Source organism: Janthinobacterium psychrotolerans, assembly GCF_001677885.1.
Taxonomy (GTDB): domain Bacteria; phylum Pseudomonadota; class Gammaproteobacteria; order Burkholderiales; family Burkholderiaceae_D; genus Janthinobacterium; species Janthinobacterium psychrotolerans.
Map to the genome: position 1 here is coordinate 1 of NZ_LOCQ01000062.1, position 15,518 is coordinate 15,518.

General features: G+C 62.4%; 15 protein-coding genes and 1 pseudogene. 8 read left to right on the forward strand and 8 right to left on the reverse strand.

The window, feature by feature from the left end:
• The first annotated feature begins 67 nt into the window (after positions 1-67).
• Positions 68-607 (forward strand): hypothetical protein, encoded by a 540-nt coding sequence (locus ASR47_RS24085; RefSeq protein WP_065310341.1) that lies wholly within the window; start codon positions 68-70, stop codon positions 605-607.
• On the opposite strand, the gene ASR47_RS24090 is transcribed toward ASR47_RS24085, so the two are convergent.
• From ASR47_RS24090 to ASR47_RS24105, 4 genes are all read right to left on the reverse strand, one after another.
• Positions 597-1,031: a pyridoxamine 5'-phosphate oxidase family protein gene (locus ASR47_RS24090; RefSeq protein ID WP_065310342.1), complete on the reverse strand. Its 435-nt coding sequence runs from the start codon at positions 1,029-1,031 to the stop codon at positions 597-599. The two genes, ASR47_RS24085 and ASR47_RS24090, sit on opposite strands and share 11 nt — an antisense overlap.
• 126 nt (positions 1,032-1,157) lie before the next feature.
• On the reverse strand, positions 1,158-2,141 hold the full coding sequence (locus ASR47_RS24095; RefSeq protein ID WP_065310708.1) for a sensor domain-containing diguanylate cyclase: 984 nt from the start codon (positions 2,139-2,141) through the stop codon (positions 1,158-1,160).
• Positions 2,142-2,146: 5 nt separating this feature from the next.
• On the reverse strand, positions 2,147-2,770 hold the full coding sequence (locus ASR47_RS24100) for a chemotaxis protein CheC (protein ID WP_065310343.1): 624 nt from the start codon (positions 2,768-2,770) through the stop codon (positions 2,147-2,149).
• A gap of 2 nt (positions 2,771-2,772) precedes the next feature.
• Positions 2,773-3,141, reverse strand: a complete 369-nt coding sequence (locus ASR47_RS24105) for a response regulator (RefSeq protein WP_065310344.1) — start codon at positions 3,139-3,141, stop codon at positions 2,773-2,775.
• 204 nt (positions 3,142-3,345) lie between these two features.
• Between ASR47_RS24105 and rpiA the strand changes: the two genes are divergently transcribed.
• The gene (gene rpiA, locus ASR47_RS24110) at positions 3,346-4,023 is read left to right on the forward strand and encodes a ribose-5-phosphate isomerase RpiA (protein ID WP_065310345.1); all 678 of its coding nucleotides are present in this window, start codon (positions 3,346-3,348) and stop codon (positions 4,021-4,023) included.
• Between the two features lie 14 nt (positions 4,024-4,037).
• Here the strand turns inward: rpiA and ASR47_RS24115 are convergent, their stop codons facing one another.
• Positions 4,038-4,559, reverse strand: a complete 522-nt coding sequence (locus ASR47_RS24115) for a DUF6622 family protein (protein WP_065310346.1) — start codon at positions 4,557-4,559, stop codon at positions 4,038-4,040.
• Positions 4,560-4,728: 169 nt separating this feature from the next.
• The gene (locus tag ASR47_RS24120; RefSeq protein WP_065310347.1) at positions 4,729-5,001 is read right to left on the reverse strand and encodes an oxidative damage protection protein; all 273 of its coding nucleotides are present in this window, start codon (positions 4,999-5,001) and stop codon (positions 4,729-4,731) included.
• Between the two features lie 228 nt (positions 5,002-5,229).
• Here ASR47_RS24120 and kdsA point away from each other — a divergent pair, with 228 nt between their 5' ends.
• The 3 genes and pseudogenes from kdsA (at position 5,230) to ASR47_RS28290 (ending at position 7,367) form a co-directional block, all read left to right on the forward strand.
• Positions 5,230-6,075 carry a 3-deoxy-8-phosphooctulonate synthase gene (kdsA, locus tag ASR47_RS24125; protein ID WP_065310348.1) on the forward strand — a complete coding sequence of 282 codons (846 nt, stop codon included), beginning with the start codon at positions 5,230-5,232 and terminating at the stop codon, positions 6,073-6,075.
• Positions 6,075-6,812: pseudogene (gene kdsB, locus ASR47_RS28285) on the forward strand (3-deoxy-manno-octulosonate cytidylyltransferase); the annotation flags it as partial. The gene kdsA and the pseudogene kdsB, both read left to right, overlap by 1 nt.
• Positions 6,804-7,367 (forward strand): KdsC family phosphatase, encoded by a 564-nt coding sequence (locus ASR47_RS28290; protein WP_342670573.1) that lies wholly within the window; start codon positions 6,804-6,806, stop codon positions 7,365-7,367. The pseudogene kdsB and the gene ASR47_RS28290, both read left to right, overlap by 9 nt.
• A 63-nt stretch (positions 7,368-7,430) precedes the next feature.
• Here ASR47_RS28290 and argA read toward each other — a convergent pair whose 3' ends face one another.
• Positions 7,431-8,741, reverse strand: coding sequence for an amino-acid N-acetyltransferase (gene argA, locus ASR47_RS24135; protein ID WP_065310349.1), 1,311 nt, complete (start codon positions 8,739-8,741; stop codon positions 7,431-7,433).
• A gap of 56 nt (positions 8,742-8,797) precedes the next feature.
• Here argA and hrpA point away from each other — a divergent pair, with 56 nt between their 5' ends.
• Positions 8,798-12,862, forward strand: a complete 4,065-nt coding sequence (hrpA, locus tag ASR47_RS24140) for an ATP-dependent RNA helicase HrpA (RefSeq protein ID WP_065310350.1) — start codon at positions 8,798-8,800, stop codon at positions 12,860-12,862.
• 127 nt (positions 12,863-12,989) lie between these two features.
• On the opposite strand, the gene ASR47_RS24145 is transcribed toward hrpA, so the two are convergent.
• The gene (locus tag ASR47_RS24145) at positions 12,990-13,619 is read right to left on the reverse strand and encodes a PRC-barrel domain-containing protein (RefSeq protein WP_065310351.1); all 630 of its coding nucleotides are present in this window, start codon (positions 13,617-13,619) and stop codon (positions 12,990-12,992) included.
• Between the two features lie 181 nt (positions 13,620-13,800).
• Here ASR47_RS24145 and ASR47_RS24150 point away from each other — a divergent pair, with 181 nt between their 5' ends.
• Both ASR47_RS24150 and ASR47_RS24155 read left to right on the forward strand, forming a co-directional pair.
• The gene (locus ASR47_RS24150; protein WP_065310352.1) at positions 13,801-14,943 is read left to right on the forward strand and encodes an extracellular catalytic domain type 1 short-chain-length polyhydroxyalkanoate depolymerase; all 1,143 of its coding nucleotides are present in this window, start codon (positions 13,801-13,803) and stop codon (positions 14,941-14,943) included.
• Positions 14,944-14,971: 28 nt separating this feature from the next.
• Positions 14,972-15,475: a hypothetical protein gene (locus tag ASR47_RS24155; protein WP_065310353.1), complete on the forward strand. Its 504-nt coding sequence runs from the start codon at positions 14,972-14,974 to the stop codon at positions 15,473-15,475.
• Positions 15,476-15,518: the final 43 nt, after the last annotated feature.

Sequence of the window (15,518 nt, forward strand, 5' to 3'; positions counted from 1 at the left end):
GCGCTCCGCCTAAGTTGTTATCCAACGGCAAGCCTTCAGCGCTTGCCGTTTTCTTTCCCGGATTGCCATGCCCGACTTGCGCCGACCATTGACCGCTGGTGAAACCGCCATGGTGCGCAGCGTCTTCCAGGACGCCATCGACACCACGCGCGTGCGCGTGGTGCGCGGCTCTTTTCTTCCCTTCAATTTGCAGGACCGGAACACGGCCATGACGCCACGCGGCAGCCTGTATTTCATGCCGGCCCAATACCGCATTGACTTTTCACGCGAGGAGGCCGGCGGCAAGCTGTTCTTCATCCATGAAATGGTGCATGTGTGGCAGTGGCAGCTGGGCTACAACTGCCTCTGGCATGGTTTGCTGCTGGCGCTGTCCGGCGGCTATTTTCGCCAGCGCGCCTACCGCTACGACAGCAGCGTCCAGGAGACGACCTTGGCCAGCTACAATATGGAGCAGCAGGCCGAGCTGGTGTCCCATTATTTTGGCGCCACCCAGCTGGGCCTGGCGTCGATGACAGCCAGGCTGCCTTTTTTGCGCCAGGTGCTGGGCGGCTTTTTGCAGTCGCCCGGCAATGCGAACCTGTTGCCGAGGCGCTGGTTTACAAGGTGAGTTCGCCTTCTTCCTCGCCATCCCAGTAATGGATGCGCCTGGCTTGCACCTTGATCAGGATGATGCCTGGCGTGGCCGGGCCCTGCTTGAACCAGCGGTCCATGCTGTCGTCCCAGTGTTCCGTGAATGCGGCCTGGTCGGTGATCAGCTCGGCCTGGCCTTCGACGGCGATAAACAGCGGCGGCGCGCCGAACAGATGCGCCTTGCCCTGGTAGGCCAGGCCGACGGACGGATCGCGGCGGATATCGTCGACCATGCGCGCGTCGCTCCAGGTAAAGTACCAGGAAGTGCCGTCGTAATCGACGTCCTCGTTATTGCTCATCGGGCGGGCCGCCAGCTGGCCGTCTTCGGCGCGCGTTGACAACATCAGGTAGTCGATATCGGCCATCTTTTTTGCCAGTTCCGGCAAGGTCATAGTGCTCATGTGATGCTCCCGTGGTCATGGTGATTGGATCGTGGCGGCGGCAACAGGCACGCCGCGTCCATGGATGGAGTTGACCACAGGATGCGTCCGCCCTGCGTGCGGCAGCTCACCTTGCAGGGCAGATAGTCAGGCAGGCGCTGCGGGAGGCGAGACGTTGCTGACGACGCGGTTGCGTCCGCCGTCCTTGGCCTGGTACAGCGCGCGGTCGGCGGCGCCGATCAGCTGGTCCATGTCGAGCGGCGCCGCGCCGCTGTGGGTGGCCACGCCGATACTGACGGTGATATGGCGTGGCGCACCGTCTTCATGGCCGTTGTCGATGGACAAGGTGCGCACACTCTTGCGTATCGCCTCGGCCAGGCCCAGCGCCTTGGCCAGTTCGGTGTCGGGCAGGATGGCGGCAAACTCTTCGCCGCCGTAGCGGGCCAGCACATCGCCGGAACGGTTGAGCATGGCGGCCAGCGCGCCGGCCACTTGCTTCAGGCAGGTGTCGCCCTGCTGGTGGCCGTACTGGTCGTTATAGTCCTTGAAGTGGTCGATATCGATCATCAGCAGCGACAGCGGAATGCCGCTGCGCCTGGCGCGGCGCATTTCCTTGTCGATCGCCACGTCGAAATGGCGGCGGTTGGCTACGCCCGTCAGGCCGTCCGAAAAGGTTTGCGAGCGCAACACCATGGTCTGTTCGCGCAGCAGTTTTTCGCGGCCGACGGCGATGGTCACGTCGCTGATCTGGATCAGGCAGTGGCGCCGCGCGCCAGCCAGGCTGATGGGCGTGACCGCCACCGCCTGCTGCATGCGTTCGCGGCTTTCGCTGGCCATGGCGGACTGCTGGTACAGCGGGAACGGGGCTTTGTGCAAGGACTGCGACAGCAGGGACTGGAAGTTGTCGCGCAAGGCCTGGGTAATCGCCGACTCGATGCGCTTGTGCTGCAGTTCCGGGAATACCTCGAAAAAATCGCGTCCCAGCACGGTGTCGGCTTTCCATCCGGAATGACGCTCCAGCCAGCGGTTCCACAGTACGATGCTGCGGTGGTCATCGAGCACGATGGCACCCAGGTTGACGGCGCCGACAATGCTTTCGAGCAGGCTCAAGCGGTGCAAGGTCTCGGCCATGGTGCTCACGCCGGTCCGAAGACCTTGGCCAGGTAGCGGCTGACCTGTTCTTTCAGGTCGTGCAAGGCCGACAGGTTCAGCACGAAGGCGACATAGCCGTGGATCTGGTGCTTGGCCAGCACAAAGTCGATATGCAGCATCAGCACCACGTCGTCGCCTTGGTCGCCGAAGACGGACAGGATTTGCGCACTGGTGCCCACGTGGTAGACGGGCAGGGAGCCGTGCAGTTCGCTGTCGAACAGATTGGCCAGCGTGCCGACGCAGGAATTGAGGATGATGTTGCCGATTTCACACATCGCCTCCTGTTCCATTTCCGTCAGTTCCTGCAGCGGCACCGCGTCGCCCACCATCAGGCGCACGATCTCCAGGCTCTTATCCTCGGGAAACATCAGGATGGCTTCGGTGGCAAACGCGCCATCGTAATGCTGGCTCACGCCGCAGATGCGGTCGCCATCGCGCTTGCTGCCCAGCAGGGCTGCCGCGTCGGCGCGGTTCAGGAAGGTAATCGAGGGCACCGACATGATGACTTCCTCGTTGACGATCTCGCTCATGGCCGCCGCCGCATGGCCCACGCCGATATTGAAGATTTCGACCAGCGCGTCGTTTTCCAGCTCGGACAGGTTGACCATGTTCAGGCGTCCAGCGTATCGATCAGCTGGTGGATGCGCGTTTCCGTGATCGGCTTTTCCATGAAGCCCACTTTCAGCTCGCTGGCGCGGTGGCGGATGGCGTTTTGCACATTCGCCGTCACCAGGAAGATATGGGTCTGCGGATACAGGGCGCGCAACTGCTCGGCAGCGGCCACGCCGCCCATGCCCGGCATATTGACGTCCAGTAAAATCAGGTAGGGGGTCAGCGCCTGGGCTTTTTCCAGTGCTTCTTCGCCCGTGGCCGCTTCGGTGACCTGCCAACCGGCATGTTTGCTGAGAATGAACTGATGCGCCATCAAACGTGAAACCCGGCTGTCATCGACAACAAGTACCTGTTTACTGTGATCCATTTGCTATTCCTGAAGCGTCATTTCTGTCAATCTCGCATTTTCGCATAGATTGCCCGGGTAGCTGATAATTCGCCATGCGAATTGCCCTATGGCAAAAAAATGAAGATCTGTTTGCTTGCAGTCTGTTGTGCTGCCGCCCATGCGCATGTTTTCCGCTACGGCGATCCAGTAAAATAGCGCCATTCCCACTTCACCCTGCCCACCATGACCCAAGACGAATTGAAACAAGCCGTAGCCCGCACCGCCATTGATTACGTTGTAAAAGGTGAAATTATCGGTGTCGGTACCGGTTCGACCGCCAACTTCTTCATCGATGAACTGGCCAAGATCAAGGACAGCATCAAGGGCGCGGTCGCCTCGTCCGAAGCCACCGCCGCGCGCCTGGCCGGCCATGGCATCGCCGTGTTCGACCTGAACGACGTGAGCGAGATCGCCGTCTACATCGACGGCGCCGATGAAATCACGGAAAGCGGCGCCATGATCAAGGGCGGCGGCGCGGCATTGACGCGTGAAAAGATCGTCGCGTCGGTGGCGAAGCAGTTCGTCTGCATCGCCGACGGCTCCAAGCTGGTCGACACCCTGGGCGCCTTCCCGCTGCCGGTGGAAGTGGTGCCGATGGCGCGCGCCAGCGTGTCGCGCCAGCTGGCCGCACTGGGCGGCACGCCGCGCCTGCGTTTGAAACCGGCCAGCGACGAAGCGTTTATTACCGACAACGGCGGCGAGATCATCGACGTGCTGGGCTTGAAGATTGTCGACCCGGTGGCGCTGGAACAGCAGATCAACCAGATCGTCGGTGTGATTGCCGTCGGCCTGTTTGCCGCACGCGGCGCCAATGTTTGTTTGCTGGGCACGCCTGAAGGCGTGCGTACGCTGGCTTACTGATCGCCAGCGTTGTCTTAAACAGCGGCCCCCTGCGGGCCGCTTGTCATTTGCGCCGCCCGGTACACTGCCAGTGTACGCAGCAAGCCGCCCAGGAAGATGCCGCTGAAAACGCCGTACAGCAGGCAAACCGCCAGTACGAAGCCGGTCGCATGGGCATAGGCCGGATGCATCGCCAGCGATACCGCCACCGCATATTTCATGCAGAAGATCGCCAGCATCAGCGCCAGCGGCAACCAGCTGCCGGCCAGCTCCATCGTGCCGCGGTCGGGGTGTGCCACCAGCTTGCGCGGATTGGTCATCGACCAGGCCAGCAGGCCGCCAGCGAGCGCACCGCCCGCCCAGGCGATTGGCGCCACGCCGTCAAAACCGAAACTGCCACGCACGCCGGACAGCGACAGCGCCAGCATCACCAGCGGAATAATGCACAGCTTGCGCAGGGTCACTTCGCGCGCACGGCTGGCCAGCACGCCGCGATAGACGAGAAAACCGAGGATGGCCCAGACGTAGAGGGGAGTGTGGTTGAAGAGCTGTTGCATGGTATCCGCCTTGGAAAGTCGTTGTCGATGGAAACACTGTGCCAGCTGGCGGCCAGGGCGGCGAGCGGACTGCGACGAAACAAAGGAGCGATGCCGTGAAACGGCTGGAGGCGACGTGAAACGAAGATGAAAATCTGCCCGTGACGCGGTCACGGGCAGGCAGTAAAACTTATTCCGTCGGCGGCACGTAACCCATGGCGGCGTCGGCGCCGTCACCGAAGAAATGCTTTTCCATCTGCGTGGCCAGGTATTTGCGGGCGCGCGCGTCGGCCAGGTTCAAACGGTTTTCGTTGACCAGCATGGTCTGGTGCTTGAGCCAGGCGGCCCAGGCTTCTTTCGACACCGATTCGTAAATTTTCTTGCCCAGTTCGCCCGGGTACGGCGGGAAGTCCAGTCCTTCGGCTTCCTTGTTGAGTTTGACGCAATGGATAGTGCGGGCCATCTGTGCTCCTGAATCGGTATAGAGATAAAGCGTGATTATAAGGCACTTTGCGCGGCGCTACCCGCAGCCATGGCCAGCCGGCCGCGCCGCTTGTGGATCGCCCTTGCGCCAGATCAAATTTGATCTGCGCCGCCCCAGCTAGTAAGATGTGTTGTCGCGCAAGTGCGCTCTTGCGCCAGTCATGCATCAACCACGCGGCCTGCCCGCCCAACAAGAATGGAATCCCCTATGGTCTCGGTCCAAGTCAACGACATCAGTGTCAGCAATGAAGGCAAGTTTGTGCTGTTTGGCGGCATCAACGTGCTCGAATCGCGCGATCTCGCGCTGCGCGCCTGCGAAGAATATGTGCGCGTCACGCAAAAGCTCGGCATCCCGTATATTTTCAAGGCCAGCTTCGACAAGGCGAACCGCTCGTCGATCCACTCCTACCGCGGCCCGGGCCTGGAAGAGGGCATGCGCATTTTCCAGGACGTGAAAGCCGCCTTTGGCGTGCCGATCATTACCGACGTGCATGAGCCATGGCAGGCGCAGCAGGTCGCCGAAGTGGTCGATGTATTGCAGCTGCCCGCTTTCCTGGCGCGCCAGACCGACCTGGTGGTGGCCCTGGCCAAGACCGGCAAGGTGATCAACATCAAGAAGCCGCAATTCCTCAGCCCCGGCCAGATGGCCAATATCGTGGAAAAATTCAAGGAAGCGGGCAACGACCAGTTGATCCTGTGCGACCGCGGCACCTGCCTTGGCTACGACAACCTGGTGGTCGACATGCTGGGCTTTGGCGTGATGAAGCAGACCTGCAACGACTTGCCCATCATTTTCGACGTCACCCACGCCCTGCAGCAGCGCGACCCCGGCGGCGCCGCCTCCGGTGGCCGCCGCCAGCAAGTGGCCGACCTGGCCCGCGCCGGGCTGGCGGTCGGCATCGGCGGCCTGTTCCTGGAAGCCCATCCCGATCCCGACAACGCGCGCTGCGACGGGCCGAGCGCCTTGCCGCTCGATAAACTGGAACCGTTCCTGACGCAATTGAAAGCGCTGGACGACCTGGTGAAATCCTTCCCCGCACTGAATATCAATTAATGGAAAACGGTAAATTGAACGCGCGCCTGGCCATCGTCATTCCGGCCCGCTACGCTTCCACGCGCCTGCCGGGCAAGCCGCTGGCTGATATTCTCGGCAAGCCGATGGTGCAGCATGTGTATGAACGGGCGCTGCAAGTGCCCGGCGTCGACACGGTGGTGGTGGCCACCGACGACGCGCGCGTGGCGCACGCCGTGCGCGGCTTTGGCGGGCGCTGCGTGATGACCTCGCCCGACCATCCTTCCGGCACCGACCGCCTGGTCGAAGTGATGCAAACGGTGGAGGCCGACATCTATATCAACCTGCAGGGCGACGAGCCGCTGGTGCGACCAGGCGATATCGCGCTGCTGGCCGAGGGCATGCGCGCGGACAGCGCGGTGCAGGTGGGCACCTTGTGCCATGCCATCGATGCAAAGGAGGCGCGCAATCCGAATACCGTCAAGGTGGTGCTGGCCGCCAATGGCGACGCCCTGTATTTCAGCCGCGCGGCGATTCCGTTCGCGCGCGACGAAGCTCCGGCCCAGTACCTGAAACATGTGGGCGTGTACGCCTACCGGCGCGACGTGCTGGCCGCGTATTCGGCCCTGCCGGCGGCCATGCTGGAGCAGGCCGAAAAGCTCGAACAATTGCGCCTGCTGGCGGCCGGCCTGCGCATCCGCGCCTTCCAGGTGGCGCCTTCCGGGCCCGGCGTCGATACGCCCGAGTGCCTGGCCAGGGTGCGCGCGCTGATGGCCGGCGAAACGCCGGCAGCGCTGCCGGTGCTGGCTGATATCAAACTGGTGATTACCGACGTCGACGGCGTGCTGACCGACGGCGGCATTTACTATGACGCCACCGGCGAATGCCTGAAACGCTTCCATGTGCGCGACGGCCTGGGCATGCGATTGCTGGAAGAAAACGGTGTGCGGGTGGCGGTGCTGTCCGGCCGCGATTCGCCGACCTTGCGCAAGCGGGTGGCGGACCTTGGCATCACGCTGTACCAGTTCGGCGTGAAGGACAAGCATGGCGCCTGCCGCGAACTGATGGCGCAAGCCGGCGTCGAAGTGAACCAGACGGTGTGCATCGGCGACGACAGCATCGACCTGCCCGCGTTTGCCGCCTGCGGCCTGTCGTACGCGGTGGCCGACGCTCCCGTCTACGTGCAGGCGTGCGCCAGCGCCGTGCTGGTGAAGGAGGGCGGCAAGGGCGCTTTCCGCGAACTGGCCGACGCCATTCTGGTCGCCCAGGGCAAGGAGCACGTGTTCGGTTCGGCCGAGGGCTTTTCCACCGTGATGGGAAGAGTCGTACAGTAGCTCGAAGTCGCTTGGCGTAGGTCGGATTAGCGCAACGCGCGTAATCCGACACCACCACCGGCATCACAAGGTCTTGATCAGCACCTGCGACTTGCGCTGCCAGTTGTACATATGCTGGCGGTCCTTCGGCAGGTCGTCGACGGTGGCCGGCAGAAAGCCGCGCTTCTTGAACCAGTGCGAGGTGCGCGTGGTCAGCACGAACAGTTTGGTCAGGCCGGCGGCGCGCGCGCGGTTTTCCATGTGCTTCAGGATACGCTCGCCGTCGCCCTGGGTCTGCACTTCGGGGTTGACGATCAGGCAGGCCATTTCGGCCATCTTCTCGGCCGGGAACGGGTACAGCGCGGCGCAGCCGAAGATCACGCCATCGTGCTCGATGACGGAGAAATAATCGATTTCGCGTTCGATCAGCTCGCGGCCCCGTTTGACCAGGGTGCCGTCCGCTTCCATCGGCTCGATCAGCTTGATGATGCCGCCGACGTCCTCGATGGTGGCCTGGCGCAGGCTTTCCAGGTTTTCATGGCTGATCATGGTGCCCACGCCATCGTGGGTAAACAATTCCAGCAGGGCCGAGCCGTCCATGGTGAACGGCACGATGTGCGAGCGGTCCACGCCGTTGTGGCAGGCTTTCACGCAGTGTTTCAGATAGAACGCGGTGGCGTCCGGCAAAAATCCGGCCATCAGCACGGCTTCGGCCTGGTGCGAGGACAGCTCGCGAATTTCCACGCCGGTGGCGTCCGCCATCATCGGCGTTTCGGTAATGAAGATCAGCTTGTCGGCGTGCAGGGCGATCGCGGCGCTGCAGGCCACGTCTTCCATGGTCAGATTGAACGCTTCGCCGGTCGGCGAAAAGCCCAGCGGCGACAGCAGCACCAGGCCGTCGGAACCGAGGATGGAGTGAATGGTTTCAGCGTCGACCTTGCGCGTGATGCCGGTCAGTTCCAGGTCCACGCCATCGATCACGCCCAGCGGACGCGCCGTGATGAAATTGCCGGAAATAATACGGATCGCCGCGTTCGACATCGGCGTGTTCGGCAAGCCCTGGCTGAAGGCGGCCTCGATATCGAGGCGCAATTCGCCAGCCGCTTCTTTCGCGCACTCGAGCGCGGCGATGTCGGTGATGCGCACGCCATTGTGAAAACGGCCTTCGACGTTACGCAGCGCCAGCTGTTCGGCCACCTGCGGACGCGAACCATAGACCACGGTCACATTGATATCGAGCGCATGCAGCAGAGACAAGTCATGGGCCAACACCTGCAGCGCCCCGGCGCTGACGAGTTCACCGGGGAAGGCGACCACGAAGGTCTTGCCGCGAAAGGCGTGGATGTAGGGCGCGACGGAGCGCAGCCATTGGACGAATTGGGTAGGGTTTTCCATTAAGCGCATTATAATTCGCTGCGCGATGTGCGCGCTCAAAATACCTGTAAAAAACAATGTCTTCAGCCAGCAATAAGTCTTCCCCTCCTTCCACTGTTGCGAATGCGCCCAATCTGGACGCTCGCCAGCGCCCTTCCGCCAGCCGGCAAGCGCCGCAAGACCGCGAAGCGCGCGATGCCGCCCGCGCCGCGCGCGAGGCGGAAAAAGCGTTCCGCAATCCGCTGCCGCCGATCACGTATCCGGAAGACTTGCCGGTGTCGGGCCGGCGCGCCGAAATCGCCAAGGCCTTGACGGAAAACCAGGTCATCATCGTGTCGGGCGAAACCGGTTCGGGCAAGACCACCCAGCTGCCGAAGATTTGCCTGGAACTGGGGCGCGGCCAGAAGGGCATGATCGGCCACACCCAGCCGCGCCGTATCGCCGCCTCGTCGACCGCCAAGCGCATCGCGCAGGAACTCGGTACGCCGCTCGGCGTTACCGTCGGTTTCAAGGTGCGCTTTGCCGATACCCTGACCAGGGGCGCGTCGGTCAAGCTGATGACGGACGGTATTTTGCTCGCCGAGACGCAGACCGATCCGCTGCTGAAGAACTACGACACCATCATCATCGACGAGGCGCACGAACGCAGCCTGAACATCGATTTCCTGCTCGGGTACCTGAAGCAGCTGCTGCCGCGCCGGCCGGATTTGAAAATCATCATCACCTCGGCCACCATCGACGCCGAGCGCTTCGCGCGCCACTTCGGCACGCCTGAGAAACCGGCGCCCGTGATCGAAGTGTCGGGCCGCTTGTACCAGGTGGAAGTGCGCTATCGCCCGGTCGAGCGCGAACAGGTCGCCATGCCTGGTGCCGCGAACCCGGACAAGCCGGGCCAGCGGACGGCTGCGGCGCGCGAAAAGCGCGACCTGATGGACGCCGTGGTCGATGGCGTGGAAGAGCTGTGCCGCATCGGCTCTGGCGACGTGCTGGTGTTCCTGCCGGGCGAGCGCGAGATCCGCGACTGCGCCGAAGCGCTGCGCAAGCATCATCCGCCGCATGTGGAGATTTTGCCGCTGTTCGCGCGCCTGTCGGCCGAAGAGCAGGAGCGGGTGTTCAAGACCAGCAATGCGCGCCGCATCGTGCTGGCCACCAACGTGGCGGAGACCTCGCTGACCGTGCCCGGCATCCGCTATGTGGTCGACGCGGGCCTGGCGCGCGTGAAACGCTACAGCTACCGCAATAAAGTGGAGCAGCTGCAGGTCGAACCGATCGCGCAGTCGGCCGCCAACCAGCGCGCCGGTCGTTGCGGCCGCGTCGCCGATGGCGTCTGCATCCGCCTGTATGAAGAGCAGGATTATTTGCTGCGCCCGAAATTCACCGAGCCGGAAATCCTGCGCTCGTCGCTGGCGGCCGTCATTTTGCGCATGAAGTCGCTGCACCTGACGGACGTGGAAACCTTTCCGTTTATCGAGCCGCCACTGGCGCGCGCGATCGCCGACGGCTACCAGCTGCTGCAGGAACTGGGCGCCGTCGATGAAGTCAACAAACTGACGCCGCTGGGTAACAAGCTGGCCAAGCTGCCGCTCGATCCGCGCGTGGGCCGCATGATTTTGGCGGCGCTCGACAACGCGTGTTTGACCGAAGTGCTGATCGTGGCGTCGGCCTTGTCGGTGCAGGACCCGCGCGACCGTCCGATGGAACACCAGCAGGCGGCCGACGAAGCGCACAAGAAGTTTGCCGATGAAAAATCGGAATTTATCAGCTACCTGAAGATCTGGCGCTGGTTCGAGTCCGCCATCGAGCACAAGAAAACCAACCGCCAGCTGCAGGACAATTGCCGCAGCAATTTCCTGTCGCAGATGCGCCTGCGCGAATGGCGCGACGTGCATTCCCAGCTGCTGACCATCGTCAAGGAGCAAGGCTGGCGATTGAACGAGGCGCCGGCCACCTATGACAACTTGCACATGGCGCTGCTGACCGGATTGCTGGGCAATATCGGCTTCAAGGGCGAGGACGAGCCGGGCGCGGGGTATCTGGGCGCGCGCGGCATCAAGTTCCATATCTGGCCCGGTTCGTCGCTGCTGAAAAAGCCGGGCAAGTGGATCATGGCGGCCGAACTGGTCGATACCACGCGATTGTATGCGCGCTGCGTGGCGCAGATCCAGCCCGAGTGGCTGGAAAAAGTCGGCGAGCACCTGCTGAAAAAATCGTGGGGCGAGCCGCGCTGGGAAAAACGCTCGGCGCAAGTGACCGCCTCGGAACGCGCCACCTTGTACGGCCTGGTGGTGTACAGCCAGCGCCGCATCAACTACGGCAATTTCAACCTGCCGGAAGCGCGCGAAATCTTTATCCGCGACGCGCTGGTGGGTGGCGACTTCGACACGCGCGCGCCGTTCTTTGCGCACAACCACAAGCTGATCAAGGACATCGAAAACCTCGAACACAAATCGCGCCGCCTCGATGTGCTGGTCGACGATGAACTGATCGCGGCCTTCTACAACCAGCTGCTGCCGGCCGACGTGTGCAATGGCGCCGGCTTCGAAAAATGGCACAAGGAAGCCACGCGCGAGAACCCCAAGCTGCTGTACCTGAACCGCGAAGAGCTGATGCGCCACGAGGCGGCCGGCGTGACCACCGACCTGTTCCCGAAAACCATGTCGGTGACGGGCCTGGAGATGGGCCTGACATACCACTTCGAGCCGGGCAGCGTGCGCGATGGCGTCACGTTATCGGTGCCGCTGTATGCGCTGAACCAGCTGCCGCGCGAGCGCTGCGAATGGCTGGTGCCGGGCATGCTGAAGGAAAAAGTGCATCTGCTGTTGAAGTCGCTGCCGCAAAAGCTGCGCCGCCACTGCGTGCCGCTGCCCGATTACGCCGCGAAATTTTGCGAGCGTGTGCACGAGGCGGGCGTGTTCGGCCGTGGCGATCTGATCGACGCGATTATTGCGGACATCCGCACGCAGATCACCATCAATGTCTTGAGCACCGACTTCAAGCCGGAAACCCTGCCTGCCCATCACTTCATGAATTTCAAGGTGATCGACGAGCATGGCCGGCAACTCGACATGGGCCGCAACCTGGCCACCTTGCAAGCCGAATTCGGCAGCCAGGCGCGCCAGAGTTTTCAAAAGCTGGCCGAGGTGTCGGGCGTTTCCGGCGCCGGCACGCCGGGTGCGAAAGTGGCGGGCAGCCAGGTTGCCGCGCGCTTGCAGGCACAGGCGGCGCCGGCCAAGGGGGCGGCGCCAGCCAAGGCCGCTGCTGCTGTTTCTGCTGCGGGCAATACCGTCGCCCAGCATATGGGCCTGACGGGCTGGACCTTTGGCGAATTGCCGGAGCTGCTAGAAATCGTGCAGGGCAAGCTGACACTGATCGGCTTCCCGGCCCTGGTCGACAAGGGCACGCATTGCGACCTGGAAGTGTTCGACGACCCCACCGTGGCGGCGCGCACGCACCGTGCCGGCCTGCGCCGCCTGTTCGCCTTGCAGATGAAGGAGCAGATCAAGTTCGTCGAGAAAAGCATCCCCGGCCTGCAGCAGATGGGCATGCAGTTCATGGCCCTCGGGTCGCAGGAGGAATTGCGCGAGCAAATCATCAACAAGGCGATCGACATCGCCTGCCTGCAAGATCCGCTGCCGCTGGATGCCACCTCGTTCGCCAAGCGCCAGGCGGAGGGCAAGTCGCGCCTGGTGTTATTGGTCAATGAAATCGCCCGCCTGCTGTCGCAGGTGCTGACGGAATTCCACGGCCTGCCCAAGCGATTGCAGAATATTCCCGCGCCGGCCGCAGCCGATATCCAGGCCCAGCTGCAGGGACTCGTGCACAAGCGCTTCCTGACGGAAAACGAGTACACCCAGCTGTCGCATTTCCCGCGCTATTTGAAGGCGATCAATGTGCGCCTGGAAAAACTGCGCGCCGACCCGGCCCGCGATACCAAGCTGATGGCCGAATGGCAGTCGGCCGCCGCGCCGTATCTGCGCCAGGCCAAGGATCGCCAGGCTGGCAAGAATACCGACCCGAAACTGGTCGATTTCCGCTGGATGCTGGAAGAGCTGAGGGTGTCCCTGTTTGCGCAGGAATTGCGCACGCCGATGCCGGTCTCTGCGAAACGCTTGCAGAAAGTATGGGAGTCGATGCAACGATAGACGACGTTGCGTAGGTCGGATTAGGCGCGAAGCGCCGTAATCCGACATCACCGTGACGTCAACAATGTTGTCGGATTACGCGAGGCGAAGCCTCGCTAATCCGACCTACGCTACCCCTGCGGCTTGATCAACTGCGCCGGTTCATCTCATCATCGTCGCTCAAGGACGAGCGCGAGCCCAGGTCGTCCTGCAAGCTGCCGGTCCCGGTCCCGGTCCCGGTCCCGGCCCGGCTGCCGCTCATCGACGAGCCAGACATCGACGAGCTGCTCATGCTGCCGCTGGTGTCGGACTGCAGGCTGGCGCCACCGCGCAGGTCGCTGCCGGAGCGCGCGCCGCCCATGCTGCTCATGTTGCCCATGCCATAGCGCGAGGTGGTGCCGTAGAACTGGTTCATCTGGTCGTTCCACGCGTCGCTGGCCATGTCGGGCCAGTTGTCCTTGTCGAAGCCGGGGGCGTTTTTCAATTGATCCTTGTCGACGTCGAGCAGGAAGCGCTTGTTGACGGTGTCCAGGGTCAGCTTTTCCCAGGGCACGGCAAACAGCTTTTCGCCCAGGCCCAGCACGCCGCCGAAGGACAGCACGGCATAGGCGATCTGGCCACTGCGCATGTCGAGCATGATTTCCTTGATGTCGCCAAGTTGCTCGTCGCTGTGGTTGTAGACGTCGTCGCCAATCAGGGTGTCGGCACCCATCAGTGCGGGGCCGGGGCCGTTGTTGTTGCGGTACATGCCCAGCATGTCGCGGTCCAGATAGCTCATGGTGTTTTCTCCAGTGAAAAGTGGATGGAAGTGCGCGGTGAGCATCCAGATTAAGCATGGCGCCTGATGGGCGTTTGAGTTGCCTCAATTGTGCCTGGGGAACTTTTAAAAGCTCAGGATCGTACTGTGTCGGGCGGCAAGTGCGGTACTCTATGCTGTCCAATCAGGAGACGGTGCAATCATGGTTAAACCCGCCACGACCTGGCTGCGCGGCTTGCTGCGTGCCGGCAAGGTGCAGCAGCGCACGGCGACCAGGCTGGCCAAGGTGCTGTTCGGTCCACCTGCGGCCAAGCCCGCTTCCAAGCCGCGCCGCAAGGCCGTCCCCAAGGCCGGGCCCACCGGTGCCGCCTTGGGGCCGCCGCGCGTGCGCAAGAAGGCCGCACCGGCGCCGGGCAAATGGCTGGCCGCGCACTATGCGCCGTTGGTGGAGCCGGGGCAGTTGCCGGGCCGGCGCCTGCCGTATTACCTGTATCTGCCTGACAAAGCACCCAATGCCGCCATGCGTACCGGTGGCCGGCCGCTGCTGGTGATGCTGCACGGCTGCGAGCAGAGCGCCACCCAGTTTGCCGAAGGCACGCGCATGAACCGCCTGGCCGAGCGCAAGGGTTATGCGGTGCTGTATCCGCAGCAGTCGCTGCGCTCGCATGCGCGGCGCTGCTGGAAATGGTATGAAAAGCTGACCCAGGATGGCGGTGGCGATGTGAGCCTGATCGTCGGCGCCATCGCCCAGGTGGCCGCGCGCTATCCGATCGACCGCTCGCGCATATATATCGGCGGCATTTCGGCCGGCGCCGGCATGGCCCATATCGTGGCGCTGAACCATCCGCAGCTGTTTGCCGCCGTGGGCCTGCATTCCGGCCCCGTGTTCGGCGCCGGCCACAGCCTGATCGGCGCCATGCATGTGATGCAGCATGGCGCGGTGGGCCGGGTCGACAGCGCCATCGATGAAGTGCTGGCGCGCCAGCCCCTGTTTCCACACCTGCCGACCATGCTGATCCAGGGCCAGCAAGACAGTGTGGTGCGTCCCGTTAACCAGACCCAGCTGGTACGCCAGAGCATCCGCATCAACCGCATGCCGTTCGACACCGTGGTGACGGCCGAGCGCTGGCCGCCAGGCGCCACGGGTAGCCGCAATCCGGCGCATGGCTACGCCGTGCATGATTATCAGGTGGGTGGAGAACTGCTGCTGCGCGTGGCGCAGATCGAACAGCTGGAACACGCCTGGAGCGGTGGCGACGCCAGCCTGCCATTCAATGCCAAGGCGGGGCCGGACGCCAGCAAGCTGCTGCTGGACTTTTTTGCGCGCCAGCAGCGGCGCTTTTAACGATGGCCATCGTGCTACTTGAAAAAACATGGATACGGAACGACTCAATCACTACATCGACAGCCATCACTACACGCTTGATTTCAAGACCGATGGCACAGGCATGATGTGGGGCGTCAGTCATGTGCGCCTGGCCATCGGATCAAGAAATACCTTTGAAAATATCGAACACTTTTTTTTCAGTACCCTGCATTCGGATGAAAGCATGACATCGGCAATGCCAGATGGCGCAAGCTGGCTTGAGCGCACGGATCTGAAACAGTGGGCGCTGAATTTGACGATCACTGAAGTAACACAAGAAAAACTTGTTCGTTTCATCGAAAAATCAAGCGCCGCAATACAGCAGCATCGTGCATGCTGGGAAAGCGAAAACTCGATAGACATGGCATTGCTCGATACGCTGAAAGCGTATGAGGAATGTGTGCTGATCAAGGAAAATTTCTCACCCAGACACCATATCAACACGACCGAAACTTATCTGGCGCTTGATCAGGACAACTACTATTATCTTGAAGCGCATTACGAATCCTGACACACAAAAGCCAGCAGAGCTTGCTGGCTTTTGTTATGCACCA